General features: G+C 36.6%; 20 protein-coding genes and 1 tRNA gene. 9 read left to right on the top strand and 12 right to left on the bottom strand.

What is annotated here, in order from left to right:
• Positions 1–300 precede the first annotated feature (300 nt).
• The 7 genes from NST74_RS21875 to NST74_RS21905 form a co-directional block, all read right to left on the bottom strand.
• Positions 301–1,893: a sensor domain-containing diguanylate cyclase gene (locus NST74_RS21875; protein WP_341114425.1), complete on the bottom strand. Its 1,593-nt coding sequence runs from the start codon at positions 1,891–1,893 to the stop codon at positions 301–303.
• Positions 1,894–2,681: 788 nt separating this feature from the next.
• On the bottom strand, positions 2,682–3,707 hold the full coding sequence (locus NST74_RS21880; protein ID WP_341052363.1) for a hypothetical protein: 1,026 nt from the start codon (positions 3,705–3,707) through the stop codon (positions 2,682–2,684).
• Positions 3,708–3,749: 42 nt separating this feature from the next.
• Entirely contained in the window at positions 3,750–4,949 is a 1,200-nt protein-coding gene (locus NST74_RS21885) for a hypothetical protein (protein ID WP_341114426.1), read from the bottom strand.
• A gap of 244 nt (positions 4,950–5,193) precedes the next feature.
• A complete protein-coding gene (locus NST74_RS21890; RefSeq protein ID WP_341114427.1) occupies positions 5,194–7,026 on the bottom strand; it encodes an RNA-directed DNA polymerase in 1,833 nt (610 codons plus the stop codon).
• Between the two features lie 126 nt (positions 7,027–7,152).
• Entirely contained in the window at positions 7,153–9,030 is a 1,878-nt protein-coding gene (locus tag NST74_RS21895) for a hypothetical protein (RefSeq protein ID WP_341114428.1), read from the bottom strand.
• The gene (locus NST74_RS21900; RefSeq protein ID WP_341114429.1) at positions 9,031–9,516 is read right to left on the bottom strand and encodes an ABC-three component system middle component 2; all 486 of its coding nucleotides are present in this window, start codon (positions 9,514–9,516) and stop codon (positions 9,031–9,033) included.
• Positions 9,516–10,598 carry an ABC-three component system protein gene (locus NST74_RS21905; RefSeq protein WP_341052355.1) on the bottom strand — a complete coding sequence of 361 codons (1,083 nt, stop codon included), beginning with the start codon at positions 10,596–10,598 and terminating at the stop codon, positions 9,516–9,518. The genes NST74_RS21900 and NST74_RS21905 overlap by 1 nt, the downstream gene beginning before the upstream one ends.
• 294 nt (positions 10,599–10,892) lie before the next feature.
• Between NST74_RS21905 and radC the strand changes: the two genes are divergently transcribed.
• The 6 genes from radC (at position 10,893) to NST74_RS21935 (ending at position 13,681) form a co-directional block, all read left to right on the top strand.
• A complete protein-coding gene (radC, locus tag NST74_RS21910) occupies positions 10,893–11,501 on the top strand; it encodes a RadC family protein (protein ID WP_341114431.1) in 609 nt (202 codons plus the stop codon).
• Between the two features lie 186 nt (positions 11,502–11,687).
• Positions 11,688–12,047: a helix-turn-helix domain-containing protein gene (locus NST74_RS21915; protein WP_341114432.1), complete on the top strand. Its 360-nt coding sequence runs from the start codon at positions 11,688–11,690 to the stop codon at positions 12,045–12,047.
• Positions 12,048–12,061: 14 nt separating this feature from the next.
• Positions 12,062–13,006 (top strand): hypothetical protein, encoded by a 945-nt coding sequence (locus tag NST74_RS21920; RefSeq protein ID WP_341114433.1) that lies wholly within the window; start codon positions 12,062–12,064, stop codon positions 13,004–13,006.
• A gap of 35 nt (positions 13,007–13,041) precedes the next feature.
• Entirely contained in the window at positions 13,042–13,269 is a 228-nt protein-coding gene (locus NST74_RS21925) for a hypothetical protein (protein WP_341114434.1), read from the top strand.
• Between the two features lie 74 nt (positions 13,270–13,343).
• On the top strand, positions 13,344–13,523 hold the full coding sequence (locus NST74_RS21930) for a hypothetical protein (protein WP_341114435.1): 180 nt from the start codon (positions 13,344–13,346) through the stop codon (positions 13,521–13,523).
• A 29-nt stretch (positions 13,524–13,552) separates the two neighbouring features.
• Positions 13,553–13,681 (top strand): hypothetical protein, encoded by a 129-nt coding sequence (locus NST74_RS21935; RefSeq protein ID WP_341114436.1) that lies wholly within the window; start codon positions 13,553–13,555, stop codon positions 13,679–13,681.
• Between the two features lie 49 nt (positions 13,682–13,730).
• On the opposite strand, the gene NST74_RS21940 is transcribed toward NST74_RS21935, so the two are convergent.
• Together NST74_RS21940 and NST74_RS21945 are read right to left on the bottom strand one after the other, a co-directional pair.
• Positions 13,731–14,759, bottom strand: a complete 1,029-nt coding sequence (locus NST74_RS21940; protein ID WP_341114438.1) for a hypothetical protein — start codon at positions 14,757–14,759, stop codon at positions 13,731–13,733.
• A gap of 145 nt (positions 14,760–14,904) precedes the next feature.
• On the bottom strand, positions 14,905–15,954 hold the full coding sequence (locus NST74_RS21945; protein ID WP_341114439.1) for a hypothetical protein: 1,050 nt from the start codon (positions 15,952–15,954) through the stop codon (positions 14,905–14,907).
• A 350-nt stretch (positions 15,955–16,304) separates the two neighbouring features.
• Here NST74_RS21945 and NST74_RS21950 point away from each other — a divergent pair, with 350 nt between their 5' ends.
• The 3 genes from NST74_RS21950 (at position 16,305) to NST74_RS21960 (ending at position 17,944) form a co-directional block, all read left to right on the top strand.
• Positions 16,305–16,505 (top strand): helix-turn-helix domain-containing protein, encoded by a 201-nt coding sequence (locus NST74_RS21950; RefSeq protein ID WP_341115950.1) that lies wholly within the window; start codon positions 16,305–16,307, stop codon positions 16,503–16,505.
• Positions 16,506–16,584: 79 nt separating this feature from the next.
• Positions 16,585–17,754 (top strand): tyrosine-type recombinase/integrase, encoded by a 1,170-nt coding sequence (locus NST74_RS21955; protein WP_341114441.1) that lies wholly within the window; start codon positions 16,585–16,587, stop codon positions 17,752–17,754.
• The gene (locus NST74_RS21960; protein WP_341114442.1) at positions 17,738–17,944 is read left to right on the top strand and encodes a hypothetical protein; all 207 of its coding nucleotides are present in this window, start codon (positions 17,738–17,740) and stop codon (positions 17,942–17,944) included. The genes NST74_RS21955 and NST74_RS21960 overlap by 17 nt, the downstream gene beginning before the upstream one ends.
• Before the next feature lie 162 nt (positions 17,945–18,106).
• On the opposite strand, the gene NST74_RS21965 is transcribed toward NST74_RS21960, so the two are convergent.
• From NST74_RS21965 to NST74_RS21975, 3 genes are all read right to left on the bottom strand, one after another.
• A tRNA-Leu gene (locus NST74_RS21965) sits at positions 18,107–18,192 on the bottom strand.
• Between the two features lie 160 nt (positions 18,193–18,352).
• Entirely contained in the window at positions 18,353–18,823 is a 471-nt protein-coding gene (locus NST74_RS21970; RefSeq protein ID WP_341114443.1) for a hypothetical protein, read from the bottom strand.
• A 75-nt stretch (positions 18,824–18,898) separates the two neighbouring features.
• Positions 18,899–19,609: a M15 family metallopeptidase gene (locus tag NST74_RS21975; RefSeq protein ID WP_445668150.1), complete on the bottom strand. Its 711-nt coding sequence runs from the start codon at positions 19,607–19,609 to the stop codon at positions 18,899–18,901.
• Between the last annotated feature and the right edge of the window lie 5 nt (positions 19,610–19,614).

A 19,614-nucleotide genomic window follows, 5' to 3' on the forward strand; every position in this document is an offset into this window, starting at 1 on the left:
CAGAGGACTTAGCGCTGAAGCAGCCATTATCGAAAACCGCGACTCTCCAGTAATGGAAGAATCGCGGTTTTCCTATTTATTAATCCTTGCCAGTGAACAGCGATATTCTCACTTTAACCAGTCAATAGATTCCCAATCCATGTTCTCTGCGCCGACTTCGTTCAGTTTTGCATTAAATCATCATAGTCTCCATCCATAGGGACCGGCATGTGTATAGTGTGCCTCACTCTTTAATTGGAAACTTAAAAAACAAAAAAGCCTTGATTTCCAAGGTTTTCACTGTGATGCTGAGCAATGGTTTCAACCATCAGCGACCATCGTCTGGTTTCTTCCCCTGCTCTTGGCTAGGTATAACGCCTGATCCGCCTTCTCCAGCAGCCCCTCCCGCTCCAATGCATGAAAAGGATAATGGGCGATTCCTAGAGAGATCGTGACCTCTGTCGGGATTGGGCCCATGCTTTGTTCCATTGCCCGCCGGACTCTTTCAGCTATGGTGAAGGCTTCCGCGGGTCTAGTGTGGGCTAGCAAGATGATGAACTCTTCACCGCCGTAGCGGTGGCAAACATCGTCTGGACGAAACGAGGTAACTATAACATTGGCTACATGTTTCAGCACTTCGTCGCCGATGAGATGGCCGTAGGTGTCGTTCACGAGTTTGAATTTATCTACATCCAGTACAATGAGCGAAAACGGCTGCCCAGAAGCAATCCACTGACTCATCGTATACTCTAACGATCTCCGGTTCATTAAACCGGTCAGAGCATCCGTCGTAGCCTCTTGGGTCAGTTGATCCGTCTGCTTCTGAATATCCGTCACGGCAAGCAACACAGCCTTGGTCAGCAGATCTGCCTCTCGGCTCCATTGCGGCTTCGCTTCTGGTAATTCAATCTTCTCCTTGCCCATCCTGCTCACCATATTTGCCAGGTACACAAAAGGCCGGGCCAGCTTGCGCGCTACGAGAATGACGCCCATCAGGAGGATAATGAACGGAAACAACGAATACCAGAGAATTGTCCGAAGGTGACCCATCAGCTGATGATGGATGACACTAGTCGGCGAAACAACCACAATACCCCATCCGTTAGCCGGAACGCTGGAGTATCCGGCAAGCATTTCAACGTCACGGGTGTTACGCACTTGCTGTTCCCCACTTTCCCTATTCATGAGTTTCTGCACAACCTTGTTATTGCTGACATCCTTCCCGATGAGCTGCTTATCCGGGTGGTACAACAGATGCCCGCTTGAATCCACAATATAATAATAGGAGCCAGAATCGTCCACGTTATTGTCGCCAAAAATCATAGATAAAATATTGTTCTCCTGCAGATAAAATGTGCCGCTCAAAATACCGCGATATGTACCATTGTTGCTAAAAATCGGCTGACTCATAAAAACGATTAGTCTCTTGGTGGTTTGGGTCGTGTAGGGGGAGGATATGTAAGGTTTTTTTAACGCCAGAGCTTCCAAACCGACCTTAGAAGTAATATGGTTTCCTACTGACCCCAAACTAGTCGGTACTACATTGCGGATCAGCCCGTCGGCATCGAGCACGGCGATAGAGTTGAAGTAATTGCTACTATTGCGCATCAGTTCCAAATTATCATCTACTTGCTTCGGCGTTGAGCCATCGTCATCGGAGAGTGTGGCGACACTATATTCCAAACTGCTGCGCATGGACTGAAATAAGGAATTCATTGTCTTGGTCATTCGGTCAGCGTTGTAGTAATTCAAATGGAGCGTAGTCTCCATCAATGATTGTTTTTTGGACTCGTAAGAACCAATCAGAAGAATGCTTGAGGTTAGTAGAACCACCAGCGTTACCAAGCCCGTAAGCAGCGATGTGAGACTGAGCTTTTTACTTTGACGCGGCCCGGCTCTTCTCAGTGTAAGCAAACTATAACCCTCCTTGAATCTTAAAAACTAGCTTAATCAATAATACAACAAATTAAGATGTTATTCGACAATAATGAAAGAACTCCAATTTCTCACGTACCATTCGATATACGGTGGTTTATGAAATATCCATATTAATAAACTCTTCTCCAGAACTTGTGAATTGACAAGCACTGAAAAAGAGTATTATCGTCAGAGTTCTGTGTGTTAGAATGTGATCCCTAGACACACAGAACCTTTATCTTTTGACAGAAGCTTTACTCAAGAAAAACAAAAAAACCTTGATTTCTCAAGGTTTTCACTGTGATGCCGAGGACGGGGGTCGAACCCGTACGGTACTCACGTACCGCAGGATTTTAAGTCCTGAAGTAGTCCTTTTAGAACCTTTTCTACGCTACGGAAAGATCGAGCATAAAGCCTTTAGCCATGCGGGTTAAAGGCGCTTTTTTGTGTTCCATACTCTCTGCGTTCAGAGATTTGGATATGCAGCCATGTTAGCAAAAATGTTAGCAAAATGAAGGGCAGAAGCTTCACATTACCGCCCCTTATGTATGAAAAAGGATCTACAGAATGAAAAAGTGCGACCAAAAATGTGACCGTTAAAACCAAATACTATAAAAACTAAAACATGAATCTTGAAATAGAGATCAAGCGACTTCTATTTATCGGTTTATATCAACTATAAACTAGAACAGAACAAGAGGAGCAAACTTACGGATTAGATTTTTTGTAATGCTTTGTAAGGATAAATAGTCGTGCGATGTTAGAAACAAATCACATCCCGGAGTTTACAATAAATCATATATTTCTAAACCTCGAAGCTTAGAATCTAAGTATCGGTTTACAGATAGATTCTTACTTCCATTAACTTTCGATTGGCAATAATCATATATTTTGCTGCCATTTCCTGTGAAGTCTTGAATTAAGCTTTGGTTTATTCCTCTTTTTATCATCTCAATTATAGCGAATTTGATTATTCCTGTTGTATCTCCTCTTCCCGTAAATTGCACCAAGGTATCTGAGATAAAAGAAGTCCCTTTGGGTTTTTCTCCATTGATGCGAGTAAATAAAAAAATGTCTTTATTATCACAATCGCTTTGCATCTGCTGTTTTATTGCCACATATTCTTGAAGTTGTGTGAAGAGATTAATCGGCAGTCGAATGTAATATCCATTAATTCTTAACACTTGCTGTTTCAAATTTAAATCTGATAATCTAAGATTTATAATTACTTGATATTTCGCTCCGGTAAATAATAGAAGTTTTATTATTATGCATGAAATGAAATCATTATATTGTGAAGGGTATCTTTTATATTCTAATATCAAGTCTCCATTTAGTAATTCTTTGATTTGCTGATCACATTCAGATATTAATACTTCAACCTCTTCTTGTGTAAGTTCTGTTTTTGAATCTTTTTTCTCTAAGTCACCACTTTCAAAAATTTCTTTTTTTATTTTGTATGTAAATGAGTCTTTGCTGTCATGGGATAAACTAAATGATTTAATTAAATTACCATTCTGAATTATCAAATTTTTAGCATCATAAATGAATAGAAAATATCTTTTTACAACTGATATATAGTGCCAAGCAACGCTTTCACTATTAATTTTGTTGCCAATTATATAATAGTTTAAGCTTTCAATAATTTCTTCTGTTTTCATTGCTTCTAGATATGATTTATAAGACTTATCGTTTATTCCCTTTTCAGAAACTAAGAACTTATAAAAAACCATTATTTTATTTTTGTATATTTCATATGAGCTATCTGATACTTGGTTCATAAAAAGTTCAATGGTTTCTTTAAAAGTCATAATATCACTCTTTCTTCAAGGAATTCCACATTAGCTTCACTTTTATTCTAAGCCAATCGCCTGATTAAAAACTGAGAAAGTAGAATTTTGAAATCCCTGAATGATAATTGCAAAAAGACCACTCCCGAATAAAATACTCACTACAATTAAATAGACGTTTAAGAAAATCAGTGACTGTGAGAATGATGTTCGTTTATTGATCCAACCAAAAAATTTAAAGACAAAACTCTTTGAACGTTCTTTTTTGTTCAAAATTAGATGTGTTGTATGAAATACTTCAAAAGAAAGCAGGAGCAAAGATAAAAAGGAAAGAAACAATAAAGATAGTGCTTGTCCAAAAAGGAATACTAAATCCATTGTATTTTGAAAGGACAACTCCATGATACGTGACACAATGCCATTCATTCCATTCTGGATTATTTGCTCTTTAACTAATCCAATTTCTTCAGAATTATAAACAGGAAATTTTGTAACACTTATAGCCCCTATAGCCCCTACCCAGCAAAACACCGGAGTCCAAAGTGCTCTTTTGTATTTAGAATCTAATTTCTTAAATATATTTTTCTTTTTAAGGATGTATATTCGATGCATAGCTAGTAAAGCCATTGCACCAAAAAAGATAGTTCCTGCAAAAAAAATAAGAGATTGATATTTTAAATAGATCACCATTGTAATAACGCTTAGAATCATTCCTATGAAAATAAAAATTTGAGGCTCTGAAGTTGACTCACTCTTCTGTACTGGAGTAATTAAAACCACTTTCTCATTTTTTTGTGTATCCGGTGACATATTCAAAAACATTTCTCGTAAATCATAGTTAAACACTTGATCCAAAGCTTTAGCAATTTTACTATTATGAAAAATTTCAAATCGGCAGCCATTCTGCTGGCATAATGCTTGACATCGAAGTATTTCATTTGACTGAGGTTCAGTATTTACAAATGCTATACACAGTGCACCTTCAGCTCTTTGCAGCTCCAAAAGCTGCTCAATACTTTTGGCAATATCCTCATAAACCTTTCCGAATTTAGAATCAGTCGTCACTTGGACATATATAAGATCACCATCGTCAGACTCCTTCCACATATCAGGTGTACCCTTTCTAGTTTTGTGGGTACCCTCAACTGCTCCACTATGAATAAGCCCATCCCATTCATGATTCATCCTTGGTAACAGCTCAAATGCAAGCCGCTGTAGTTCTCCTCCACTCAATCTCTTTAACATATACTCTGTATCTATCAAATTCTCTACCACCTCTAGTAAAGTTAAATGAAATTAATTAATTTAAGATCAGATCAAAAAGTTACTATGTCTGTTCGATGATTTTTTTATCTCTGATATTAAATTATCTTGATATATAGTCTCCCCTCTACTATGAATTATGATGTCACAATTAATAGGTATAACTGTACTTAATAATATTCACAAAATTATTAATAGTGACCCCAAAGCCTAAACTACTATTTTAAATATCGCTTTCAACAAATTAAAATGGCAAATCATCATCATCGATACTAATAACAAATGGGTTGTTAACTTCTCGGGCGGGGGAGGTTACCTCCACAACTGTTGCTGTGTTTGAATGCAATTCAGCCATTAACTCATCTAAATCTATTGTTGGAATGTCCGAAGCTTCTCTTGTTCTAAAAATTTGATCGTTATTTAGTTCAGCTTTGAGTAAGTTGTTTCTCACATAATTATGTTTATTAATATTTACTTCATCCAAATCCTCTAACAGTTTCTGATGTGCATTGACCTCCAATGCAGACAATGCAACAGTAACTGTTCGGAGCATTGAATTTGTCTTACCTACGTATTTATATATCTGATTTCTATTTGATTTTTCATGACTCACTAAACCTACCATAGCACTAATTATAAGTTCAGGAGCATGGCCCCGGGCAATATTTTTTTTCAATTCTAGAAATCCATAATTATTTTCTGGTATCTCCAAAATAATACACTTCACAACATTAGTAACGGATGGGTGCCTGTAAATTGAAACTAGTAAATCAGCTATTGACTCATTAATTTCAGTAAAGTCAATTATTGTTTTGGTTATCCAAAACAATTGGTATTCTGGAATGAACGATTTTTCGAGATAAACTTCAATTTCACTTATAATAGCATCCGAAATCATCATATAATTTCTTTTAATGTTGTAATATAAGTTTTTTGTTAATTGCGGAGAATTATTTAGAACTAATCTTGTCAGTTCTATTGTTTCTGATTCAGAAGTCATCAATAATGTGAGTATAAGTTCTATGTCCTCGTCCTCAATACTTTTCCTATTGTGTAACATATCCTTTAGAAAACTAATCTCTTCATCTGTTAAATCTTCAATTTCATAATCATAATCATCAAATTCATCGGTATAGGAATTAATTATAAGTCTTCTCTTTTTTAACAATGATATCTTAACTGTTTCAATATCATTTTCCTCTTCATTTTCTACTGTTGTAATTAGAGTTTTCTCTTCATTTAAACACAAACCCTTTTCACCTAATAATTTTTGAACAGTAAATATATCATTTGTAATGGTTTCTTCATTATCAGAAAAAAAATATATATCATCCATAAATCGTATAATGAATTCACTTTTAAGTTCCCTAGAAGCCTCTATAAAACTTAAGAAATTGCTCCCTATAACTTTCATCGGAAATAATCCTTGTGGCATACAACTGGTACTTCGACCTTCATTAATTTCCCTTAGAAATTTCCCTATTTTTTCTGCTTCTTGTTGATTAATAGTTCTTGCTATGTAACTAACAATATCATGATGATAGATATTATTAAAAAAATTAGATATATCTATTTTCCCCATAAATCCATACTCAGTCTTTAACAGTTGTAACTTATTAATAAATAGCCTGTATTCTTCAGTTTGTGAACTATAACTGTCTCCATTAAATGTATATCCAAAACATTCACGGTTTGAGTAGACTTGTTTTTGGAAGTGAGTTCTGTTTCTATATACGAAATCGTATATGAATATTAAAGAAATGGGATCTAACTGAAAAGTTTGTCTATAATGTTTTTTATCCTTTAAAGCGTAAACCCAAGGTTGAATCAAGAAATAAGATTGTGCATTTTCATTAATTCTTTTTATTTGAGCTTTATTCATTATTTGCGTTACTTTTTTGTAATCATCTTCATTCAAAAGAGTTTGCAGCCAAGTTTGAGAAAAAATTTCATTGTTAATATACTCTAAAATCGAATCCACTTGATATTTTGCGATAAATAGAACAGAACGAAGTGGAAACAATGTCTTTTGAAAATCCTTCAATATAAAGTCATACGCATCACCAATGCTGCTCATATTCTCCTCCTCATGTACAATGGAAACATTTTAATAATCTAGTTTAAACGGTATGATTTCAATACAATACATTTCCTTTAATTTCATTTTCGATATTTCTTCTAACTTCTCATAAAATCTGAATAATTATAGATTATTCGAAGATATAGTTACAATACTATTGTTCATCGGAAAGAAACCATATCTCCCTACACTTTTACCTTTTGTAAATTCAATATGATTACATTTCTCTACTTGCTGAGGCAACTCCTTATTTTCAAAAATAATCACCTGTCTATCGCTACTTTTTTTAGAAAGCGCTATAAACAATGAGTCTTGCATGGATACATCGATCATCTCATCGTCTTTGTTGGTTCCATCTTTTGAATCATTTTCTTTTAGTGTTGTAACTGGAGAATCTAATAGTAACACTCGAGAAAACGGAAGTTTTCGATCTATTAAATAATTCATCAATGATACCGAGAAAGCGGCGTAAAAGAAAGCCCTAAAACCTTTACCATTATTTTTCCTTGCTTGATTATTGATTACAATATCCTGTTCCATTTCATCAAAAGTGACCTTCTCTAAATCTTCATACCCCCATTCAGTCAACGTATTAAATATCTCGTCAGAATAGTCATTTAGAATTCCTGAAGGTATGGTGCTCTTGTATTCGATTTTAGGTTGTTTTTGTTTTTTTGCTTCAGATAAATTTATCAACTCTTCGTTCTTTGACACAAATCTTTCCTCAATACTTTTCACTTTGTTTTCTAAATTGACCACCTCTAAATATGCCTTTAATACGCTACGTAAAGGAGTTAGCTCTCTTACTATGAACGCTTCAACATCTTGCTTGCACTTATTTATTTCTTTCTCATATGTTTTATTTGTCGAATCGAGTTCATTAATTTCTAAAATAGTGGACTCAATTGTTTTATTAAGTTCTAAAATATGCAAGTTTATTTTAACTTGTTCCTGCTGAGAGGCATCTAATATTTCTAAGGAGAACTCTTCGTTAAATAGATTATCGTCTATTTCACTATTACAAACTGGACAAGAATTAATGTGAATTTGATTTAGACAATCATCACCAGTTTGCAGAAATGATAATCTTTCCAGATCACTTTTATACTGATCATATAATATTTTGAATTTATCTAATAATAATGATAGCTGGTTTCGCTGCAAATTCAGTTTATTTTGTATGTTTTGTTTATCAATGATATCATTTCGCTTTTCATCAATTAATTTTTCAATTTTTCTTATCTCTTCGGAGTACTCGTTAATATCTACTATCTTATCATAGGAGGCTAATTCTAATTGTTTTTGTAATGCGAATTTCTCTTCAGTTAATTTTGTTAATTCATTATTGATATACTCAATTTTTGAATCTATCTTAGCCTTTCTAATCTCTGCTTTTTCAATTTCTTCACAGTTTATATCATCGAAAGTTGTCAATAAAAATTTAAATACTGATTTGCAATAGGTCTCATCTGTTTTTATTTTATTAAAAACAGGGGATTCTGTATCAGAGATTATTTTAGTCTCATTAATCATGGACAGATTGACTATTGAGCGAAAACCTAAAGTCTTCTTTTTCCCACTTTTGTTACTTAGCATATATTTGTTCTCTGTTATCCCTATAAGCTTCAATAGGAACTTAGAGATATTATCGTCACCATTAGGATCATGATCTTCTTTTAATTTGTATGGCTTTGCATTATAAAAATTATTAATATCAGAGAAAGCATACACTATAGATTTCTTGTTCATGTATCTAAGTATCGTAATGGGACTATTATCTTTAAAATCTCTTATTTCTAAAAAAATATTTTCATACCCTTTACTTTCTTTAATTTCTCTTAATGTGTCAGCTCCAAACATGTAGTCAATACACTTAAAGATGTAAGATTTCCCTGTGTTCGAAGGACCATTAATTACATTAAGCCCCTTTTCCAAGATAAGAACTGCATCCTCTTTTCCTGGTGCAGTTATCCTAAGCTCCTTGATATAAAATCCATACATTTAGAACACCTCATTCTTATAAGGAAAAAAATTCGAATATTCTTTCCCCCAAGACTTAATATTTGTATTAACAAACTTTTCAAGCTCAGAATCCGATAAATCCCTAAATCTCTTTTCAACTAAAGAAGCATTATTCATTAATTTCTTTGAGTATTCTTCTGATAAAGCTTCTATAAACCAATTAGTATTAATGTTTGCTGAGTATAAAAAGCCCTCTTCTTCACAATCAATGTTTACTAATCCCTTTGAGGCCATTAATAACATTCCTTTTTTTATTGCTTCCCTTCGACTAAATAATTCTATGGTCCTTAAAGGATATTCTGGATGTAAATTATCAAAAGAAACATCTGAATCCTTTGTGTAGATAGTTAAATAATCAAGAAAAATTAATCTGTCCAAACTACATTTCAATGGAAATGAGACCTTCAGTAAATATAATCCTCTTAAGCCTAATTCCAATGGTGTGTTAAATAGTAAATTACTCATTATATCACCCAGTCAATTTCATCTTCATTAGCTAGATGGTGACAAATACCCTTCTTATCTTCATTTGTTACGAAATGCAAATCCCGATCTACAATGCTCACTGATAAGTTTACTTTCGTTGACTCATGCATTGTTTTAGTAAGTTTTTTATATCCGTCATAAAACTCACCTTTCATGAAATCTTTAATACCACTATTCATCTCTTTTTTCAATATTCCAAAGTGATCTTCACTAGAGAATATATCCCTTATAGAACGTTTTAAAGATTCGGCACTATAATAATTAATTCGATTATCTTTAAAATCCACCAGTAATTCAGGTATCGCTTGAAGCATATCTAAATCAATAGTTGCTTTCTTATATTGAGAATACGCTGCCAGTATTTTATTCACATAATTGAATTCGCTTTGCTCAGGTATACTTGGTGGCAGTATTCCTCTTCCTCTTCGAGGTTTAATTGATCCCCCAAACCTAAAATAAAAATAGTTAGTTTTCCTGTGTTCTTCAATAATCCGTTCCATTGAATAAGTATCTACAACAGAAAAATCAAAGAGTTCTACATAATCAAGAAAAGAACCTTTCAATTCTATTTTCTGACCACTTGTTATTGCTTTGCTACATTTTGCATCCCATTGTTCAATAAGTCCTTTTCTTATTTCTTCAGGACTTTTAATAATTTTTAAGAATTTGGCACCAATCCCTTGCGATGCAATAATATAATATTTCTTAGGCATCGGTATATCCTTATTAAAAGTGTAGTAGCACAACTTACCGAATTCCAGCCAATACTCACTTGGGGTTAATTTGCCCTCATATCTCTTACACTGATAATAATCACACGATCCATCATCATATTCTCCGATTACATCACGCCCCATATCTCCTGCGCTTCCGATTCTATAAACGTCTTTATATAATTGCTTAGCACAAGAAATAGCCCACTCACCAATAAAGGCTTCAAATTCTTCAGGAGAAAAGCTTCTTACCCGTTGAAATGGCGGAATAGGGAAATCAAATACGGTTGGATCATTTAGAGGCTCAACTTCATCTAGTTGAGCTAATTTAAATGTGGAAACAATCATTCTGACTTTTACCCCGATTCTCTTTAATATAAATAGATAGTTATAACATTAACAAATGGGCACTACGAACATGAGACCCAAGCCAAGATGTTTGAAATAAGGATTCTATACCCTAGAAAGAATCAGATATTCGACTTTTGAACTAAGTCAAAATACATAATTCGCTAAAAATCTACCACAACCTTCCAAACACGTGTTCTAATTAAGGGGATTATGTAAATATGTCGCAAATCCAAAAATTTGAAATCTATATTATACAAATGATAATCAGAAATTATTGGGAGGATAAACATTATGCAACAGATCAAAGTAGATGATCTGAGACAATTAGTATCTGAATCTCTAAGGGAAAGCAACGACAGCTACACAATTCAAGAGCTTTTTGAGCGCTTTCCAACGACTACAGAACTAATGGATGTATCAGAGCAACAGTTAGTCTCTATTAAAGGAATCGGTAAAGGAAAAGCCCGGCAAATTACCGCCATGTTAAAACTTGCAAAAGTGCTGACTTTACCTAATCAGGATCAACATGTAATTCGTAGTCCCAAAGACGTCTTCAACCTCCTCGAACCTGAACTCCGTTTTGAACAGAAAGAACACTTCATCTGCCTGTTCCTAAACACTAAGAACCGCCTCATATTCAAAGAAGTCATCTCCGTAGGTTCTCTAAACACCGCCATAGTCCATCCCAGAGAAGTATTCCACGCAGCGATTAGACGTTGTAGCGCCTCACTCATATGCGCTCACAACCACCCGAGCGGTGATCCGGAACCTTCAATTGAGGATGTGAATCTGACAAAACGACTCATAGCCGCTGGGGAAATCATAGGAATAGAAGTCCTTGATCATGTAATCACTGGCGGCAACCGCTTCTACAGTTTGAAAGAGCATGGTCATTTCTAAATTTCACTAAGCTTTTATTTGTATGTCCCTCAAACAATGAAATATAAATATCTTCCTCTTAAATGCTTTTATCCACGATATAACCACACTCCGCATCAATTCTCTACTATAAGCATTGAAATCCGCACTATATCCTGTTGAGCCTCCTACCAAAAAATTCTATCGTTTGATTAGGGGTGAAGGGAAATGAATAACATTGAATCTATTGGGGAAAATATCAGGATTTTACGTTTGAAAAATGGTTTCAGTCAGGAGCAGCTTGCACTAAATGCAAGAGTTAACACATCCTACATCGGTCAGATTGAGCGTGGAGAAAAGAACCCTACTATAAAAACCTTGGAGAAAATATCCAAGGCTTTAGGGATTGCTCTGATTGACTTGCTATTTCTGGTGGATTCCAGGGGAGGAGGTTCAAAAACATTTTGCAGTCAATCATCTGCGGTTCTTACCCCTGAGCAGATCAAGCAGTGCTTGCTAGAAGTCTTGATTGACAATACTAACATGATTGTTAATAAGCAAAAATCATTGAATTTAAAAGAAGAATAGGGGAGCAATTAATCATGTCTACAACTGAAGTTATCCAATCCGAAAAGAACAAGAAATCAAAGAAGAAGCCTCTTCTTAAGCGTTGGTGGTTCTGGATTCTTGCTTTACTTGTTGTAATCACTGTTGTTAGCATACTCTCTTCAGAAGGAGAGTCAACGGCTTACGAGCTATCAAAAATGCAAACAATGGCTAAGGAAGAAATCATAATGAAGTTTGGAGAACCAAATGAGGTTATTCGAGATGATTCAGACGGTTATGCCATTGCTTATAATTCTGGGTTTATGGTTAGTGGTGACAAGCGAGGTGCAAGCGAGATCACACTACAAGAGGATGCTGTTAAGGAAAGCTCGAAGGATACATACAAAATTTTCGATGTAACGTTGGGTTCGTCCTTTGCTGATAATATCGCACGTTTGGGTAAACCAAATCTTACTCAAGAAAAGGATGGCAAGAAAAGCGTCATGTACCTGACTGAAGAAGATTATCTGCTTGTAATCTCCACAAGACCAGATGCTGACAAGATCAGCACCATCCAGTATTCTGCTTATGATTCAAGTATGGAGTCTCTTTCACTCGACCTCTCAAGTCTTCTTGGATTATCGGCCACTGAAGATGAATTAAAGTCACTCTATACAATTAAGGATAAAAGCAGTTCTCAAGGAGAAACAATGTATGCCTTTGAAGAAGGCTTTGAATTACTTGTTGATGAAAATAATTTGGTGAAACAACTCATAATTTCTTCAAATTCTGTTTTCAACATCCATGGTATTCGAACCTCTGACAGCTTGGATAAAGCAAATCAAGTGTTTGGTGAGCCTATAAGTATATCTGCTGGGGTGCAAGGTACCACTCAATATTCTTATAACTATAATAGCGGTGCAATCCCGACAACCGTTGTTTTGAGCATCGATAGCGGCAACAAGATCGGTTACATCCAAGTGAATGCTACTGAAGAATAAGGATTAGTGCATAAGGCTATAGGGGGAGGCGAAAAATGATAGAACTGTACGTTCTTCTATCTATTCCATTTGGTTGGAAATTCATAAGCAAGCTACAACGTAACATCACCGTATTTACGACGATCTCTAATTATATCGTTTACAAAATCATCTTGTCTGTATTTGTTGGCTGGGCGGTAACGCCGTTTTACTTGATTAGTTTTCTCTTTAAGTTAGTTCGAATGGTTAATCCACCTTCAAGTGCTAAGAAGCTAACAAAATAGAATCATCAATGCAATGGGGAGAGCTGCGCTCTTCCCGTTTATTTTGCGTTAATCCCTGAGAGGAGGTGAGAATCATGGATAAAGTAATTGAAACTGCTGGGAAGACAGCGCTGACCGCAGCGGGCGTACTAATTGGAGGAGGAGTAGGAGCAGGTCTGGGCACAGCAATATTCCCCGGCGCCGGAACAGCCGTTGGTTATTTATTGGGTGTTGGATATGGAACACTCAGCGGCCTTAAAGCTTGGAAACATTAATCAAAATAAATTTACGGAGGAATTAAACGATGAGTGACTTTTGGGAACGTGTAGTAGAATCTGCTGTAGATGCAGTAAGCCAAACAATTGAAAATAAATATGATGTGGTCGAAACCGCACAAGATTTGTACTATAAGTATAGAGAAGAAGAAGAATAACGAGAATTAGCTCATTTAAAGCCCGTGAATTAATTTGGCGGGCTTCATTTCATTCAAATCCCTCTTCAATTTTAGCATAAGGATTCTCAATGTAATCAATTTCCCAGTCTTCAGGAATTAGAACAGGATTAATATTCAAATCCCTAATTTTCTTAAGAATCTTTCCAAATTTATCAGCAGATGCCTTCGCATTCATACCTTTAACATAGACTTCTTTAGCGTTAGTAACTCCTCCACATTGTTCAATGAATTTAAGCATAGAAATTAGTGTTTGACGTTTTTGAGAATTACGTACTCTTTGATTTATTATTTGCTCTGCCCTTTTTAAAGAATGATAGTCGCCTTTCCCAACAATCAGTTTATAAAACTTCATTACTTCATTTTTTAATCTTTGTTGGCTTAATAATTCCCTCACTTTTTCCTTTCCATCCCGAACTTGAGTTTCAAATCTAAGTACTCCTTTTGTCAGTGTAAAATCTCTAAATTCCTTACCCGATTCCTTCTCTTTAATTAATAGTGTCTCATAACGATTATACCAATTGACTGTTTTATTCTCTGACATCAAGTAACAGTTAGTGACGGAAGAGATGTATGCCTTGGTTCTATCATTGTTCCAAAAATACTCTGGAATGAATCCCTTTTTATATAATGATAAATATTGTGGGATTAGCTGTTCTGGCAGCCTTATATCTACAGCAGCTTCTATTCTTTTGGCTGTCCAATCAAAAAAATCAGGGACTTTTAACGAAAGAATATCCTTTAGCACGTAATTAAAGACGTTTTGAACTCCTATAAACTCAGATACTTTTGTTACGAAATAATATCCATCTTTATCAATAGTGAGCTGGGGGCGTAAACGCACCTCTATGGAATAGTGACCCCAAGAGGCAGAACGCAGTCGAATTTCTTGAAAACCAAACTCAGAAAATGCATTTGTAATATGGGCATTTTTATCATACTTGTCTTTACGAAGTTGGCCCTTACTGAAGTATTTTTTTAAGTATGCCTGTACTAACTTAAACGCTTCATCATATTCTCTTTTAGTCATTGAGTGTACCAGATACAACATATCTACCATGAAAGAACAGCACCTCCAATACCCTTAAAGCCCACATGACAGATCTAGTTGGCGGAGGGGTATTATTATTTAAGTCAAGGTACTGTTACAAAAAGAATAAAAAAGTACATTTCAGCAGTGTATCGCTGGCATGTACTTTTTATTTTCATTCTGTGATATGTTGGTATTCCTCTAAAAACTCACGGACTCGCATTTTATCCAAAACAAAAGCTCTTTTGTTGCCATTCCCAAATTTCGTGTCAGGTCGAAATTGACCTTCAACATCCCCTTCAATGGATAGTATTCCTTGTTTAAAGAGGAATGCACGAAGTTTGTGGTCGATCTTGAAATTCTGTCCTGTTCTCTTCAGCTCATTTGCTACATAAAGCTTAAGCAAACTGTATTTTATTGCCCATGTGGTTTCAGATTCCCATCCTATATAGTCTTCTTTAAGCTTTGAGCTATCATCCATTGCAAGGAATTTAGATTTATCAATAAGTCCTTGAACGACCTTTAAATAGAGAATTGCATTGAATTTTATCGGATCAATCTCTATTTTTTTATCTTCTGATTCTTGCCATATATGCATTAACCCATCTTTGATATAGCGCAATTTACCAGATTCGCTTCTTCCAAAAAAGTTATCTACCCATCCTATTTCATCATTGAATATGACTTTTTCATCATCGTCCTCCAGCAATCGAGTAGCAAGTCTAATAGCCCGTAATAAATAAGGATAGAAGTTTTCTTTGTAAAGATAGAAATCATAATCAAGATAATTAGGATCGATCCACTTCGAATTAGCTAACGTTTCGTTAAGCAAGTCAAGTTCAATACACTTATATTCTTTTTTGTTGATTCGAGTGTATATTTTAACATTTAGCCCTACTTCTGTAGTCTTCTTCTGCAAATCGTAAACACGAAGACGGTTTGTTGGAACGACAAAGAAGTTGCAAATAAATGTACCTTGTCCTCTACTTTTCTTTTCCTCCGGTTCATCTATATTCTCTATTTCGTCCCTCGCTTGATTAATCCTTTTGCGCGTTACTTTCATCATCTTGTGATTTTCAATAAGAAAATCCTCGCTCATTTCCGAGAAGATAGCATTCATCTCTGCCATGGTTTCTTCGATTCTTTCGAATGCTTCCTCATTCTTTTTCCGATTAATATATTGCACATACTTTTCAGAGCAATGGATACCTACGTCATTAACCATAATGTCACCCTTTTGTCGTAATGAGTAAATAATAATTTTTCCTCTTACATTGAGATAATCGAATAAAATTTAGGTCTCTAAGCATGTTATCGTGTACATTTTACAGCAACAACAGATACACAAATCTTTTTGGGAATCCCGGGATACTTGGGATTTTTGGGAATCCGTATTTTCACTATAACTTGATATCTTTTTGAAGTCCATGACACACTGACACTAACTAAGAAAGGTGACAAATAACAACGCCAGGCATGAACAAATAACATAAGGTACGGGATAACGATCTCAGAACCGCACTCTCAAAACTGACAAATATATATTATTACTACGAACAGGAGGTGATTGGCTTGATGCTAAATAATTATCCAGAAGTTATTACCGTCGAAGAGCTTTTAGACATATTGTTGATTGGCAGAAACACTGCCTATAGGCTACTGAAATCTGGTGAAATTAAATCTATTAAGATTGGACATACGTATAGAATTCCAATACTAAGTGTAAAAGAATATATTCTAAGCAAGGCTCAAATGGACTTTTCTAAATACTTGTAATCAAATAGCAGTTCACAGACAGGGGCAATTACGCTCCTGTCTTTTTCATTTTCCAAAAAAACATTGGAGGTCGAAGTATATGAAGGGTAGCTTACTTAAACGCAATAAATACTGGTACATCATTGTTGAAACGAAGGACGAGTCCGGTAAGCGAAAGCAAAAGTGGATTAATACCAAGTGTGAGAAAAAAACGGATGCCGAGAAAGTTTTACGAGAAACTCTTACAAAGATAGATAATAACAACTTCGTTTTACCACAGCGAAAACTCAAATTCACAGACTTCATGCTGGATTGGCTTAACAACGTTATTAAAAGTGAAGTTGAAGAAACGACTTGGGAAGGTTATGAGATGATTGTAACAAAGCACATCATCCCCTACTTCAAGAGTAAAAATGATATCCTGCTACAAGAATTACAACCCATGCATCTGCAAAAATATTACGAGACAAAGTATCAAGACGATCCAACGACAGGCGCAAAAGGATTATCCGCTAAAACGTTACGAAGACACCACGCCAATATTAGGAGCGCATTGAAATTCGGAGTGCGAATGAACTTGATTCCATTTAATCCCGCTGATCGAATCGTACTTCCGAAGCAGGAAAAGTTCAATGCCAGCTACTACACTGTCGAACAGCTAGAAAGGCTATTTGAAGTTTGTTTGGGTACACCGATAGAATCCGCAGTATATCTAGCAGCTCATTATGGGCTTCGGCGTTCCGAGGTGCTTGGTCTAAAGTGGGATTGCATAAACTTCGAAGAAAAGACAATCTCAATTAGAGAAGTTCGCGTGAAGTACGGTAAAGAAGTTGTCGTAAAGAAACCTAAAAGCGAGAGCAGCCAGCGCATTCTGCCTTTGATGGAAAAACTCGAGGATTACTTATTACATCTAAAGAAACAGCGGAAGAAAAACAAACAGCAATACGGCAAAGATTTCTTCGATAGTGGTCTTGTATGCTGCTGGCCTGATGGCAGCCCTATGAAGTCGGATTACTTGAACCACAAATTCAAGGACATACTCGCAACGAACGAATTACCACATATCAGATTCCACGATCTCAGGCACTCGACAGCTAGTTACTTGATCAAACACGGCGTGAGCCTGAAAGAAATTCAGGTCTGGCTGGGACATTCAACAATTAGCATTACTGCCAATACTTATACTCACATTGATATGGAGACTAAAAAAGATACGGCACAAAAGATCAACGATCTATTTTCCAAAAAAGCAAATGAAGCCGCTCAATGAAGTACACCGCTTGGCAATCTTAGATGATGCAGCAATCACTTCCACGCTGCTAGTCATAGCCAGAATCCACGTAAAGCTTGCTTTGGACCATAGCAACAAGAATACTTTATCTTGTCGTAAAGAAGTCATCAGAGCAGAAATCCAGCGACTGAGAATGGAACGTGACAGAATCCTCGAACGCAGAGAGTGAACCTGAACCGCTCAACATGGAGTCAGTACAAACACCACTCGGAGCGTATCGGAAACCTCGAATCTACACAAAAAAGAGGCGGCGTTAGCAAAATGTTAGCAAACCATCTTAAAAACAAACAAGGGTTCCAGCTCTAATGAGCTGAAACCCTTGTTCTTCTAGTGCCGAGGACGGGGGTCGAACCCGTACGGTACTCACGTACCGCAGGATTTTAAGTCCTGTGCGTCTGCCTGTTCCGCCACCCCGGCATATTATGTGTTGAAGCTTCATACGATGTTTACGTATAACGCGACAAGAAATATAATATCATGAATTTCGATAACACGCAATCCCTTTTTGAAAAATAATTTATCACATTAAAAATAACCCGTTCCAGCGTGTGCCGACACGGGTTATTAGGCATGGCGATTATCTGCGTTCGTCACTTCTGCTTCTCATTCCGACGAGGCCCAAAAGTCCAAACAATCCGAGCCAGCCCCAGTTAGATCCTCTGCTGGTAGTCCCAGTATTTGTAGTTGTGCTGGTTGCCCGATATCTACCGTCCGTTGTAGTGTTGGATAGTGGAGTTACCGTATTTCTGTTGTAGTTATCCCGGGTGTAATTTTCATTGTAGTTATTGGTGTTAGGTCTATAATTTTCCCCTGTTCGAATCTTATCTTTCATAATGCTCTCATGCTGATTCATCGTTCCCGTGGTGCCGTTCATTAGATTGCCTTCCGTATTCATCATCCGAGTATTATTCACGGTACCATCCATACCAGTATTCGCGTTTGGGATACCGCCTAAAGCCGCCGATCCGATTGGATTAGCGTAACTAGCTCCCATTATACTCAGTGACAGTACAGTACCGCATGCAAGGCTTGTTATCAGCTTGTTCACAACGTATGCCTCCCTTTATAGTTAGTGATCACTGATAATTTCCCCTTGGATGGCACTGTCTATACATAAATGGATCTACTCTTTTACTACATTCACCGTCTTACTCGCAGCATCATACGTAACCTTTGCTCCAAGCGCCTCAGCCAGAGCACGCACGGGTACATATGTTACGCCGGTATCAAGAACACCATCCGTAAGTTTAGTGCCGTTTAAGGTTATCGTTACTTTAACGTCTTTGTTCACCTGATCATCCTCCCCAGTAATTCTTTTTAAAGCTTCATTGACCTGATCCGTTGTAGGACGTTTACCTGCGCGAAGTTGACTTGTGGTTAAACCGAAGGTCATCTGCAAGTGGGAATAATCTTTAAAAGACGTCCAGTCTCCTCCCCATTCAAGCCCCAGCTGTTTACCCACCTGTACCACCTCTTGCCAGTCCGCTATTTTATCTTTATCCCCATCACGATTCATATCCCAGGAAAGACTATTTCCGTCCGGCAGCAAAAGCGCAAAATCAAACGCAAGGCCATAATTGTGATAGCTGGTTCCACCCTTGGCGTTGGTAACTATTGGCCCCGGCTTACTTCTCCCCTGTGCATACAAGGCATTTTGCTCTGCGATTGAGCGTAATCCCTGGGTAATCACAATCGGCACTCCTTTGGCATAGCTTTGCTGAATCAATGCCTTCGCTCCTGCTGCCAAAACAGGATGAAGCCCAACAAGACGCGCCGTCGATTTATCCCTTACTTGTTCCAAAGTCAGCATAGAATCACCCCTTGCTATAATCAATGATC

This window comes from Paenibacillus sp. FSL F4-0125, from assembly GCF_038008565.1.
Taxonomy (GTDB): domain Bacteria; phylum Bacillota; class Bacilli; order Paenibacillales; family Paenibacillaceae; genus Paenibacillus_AQ.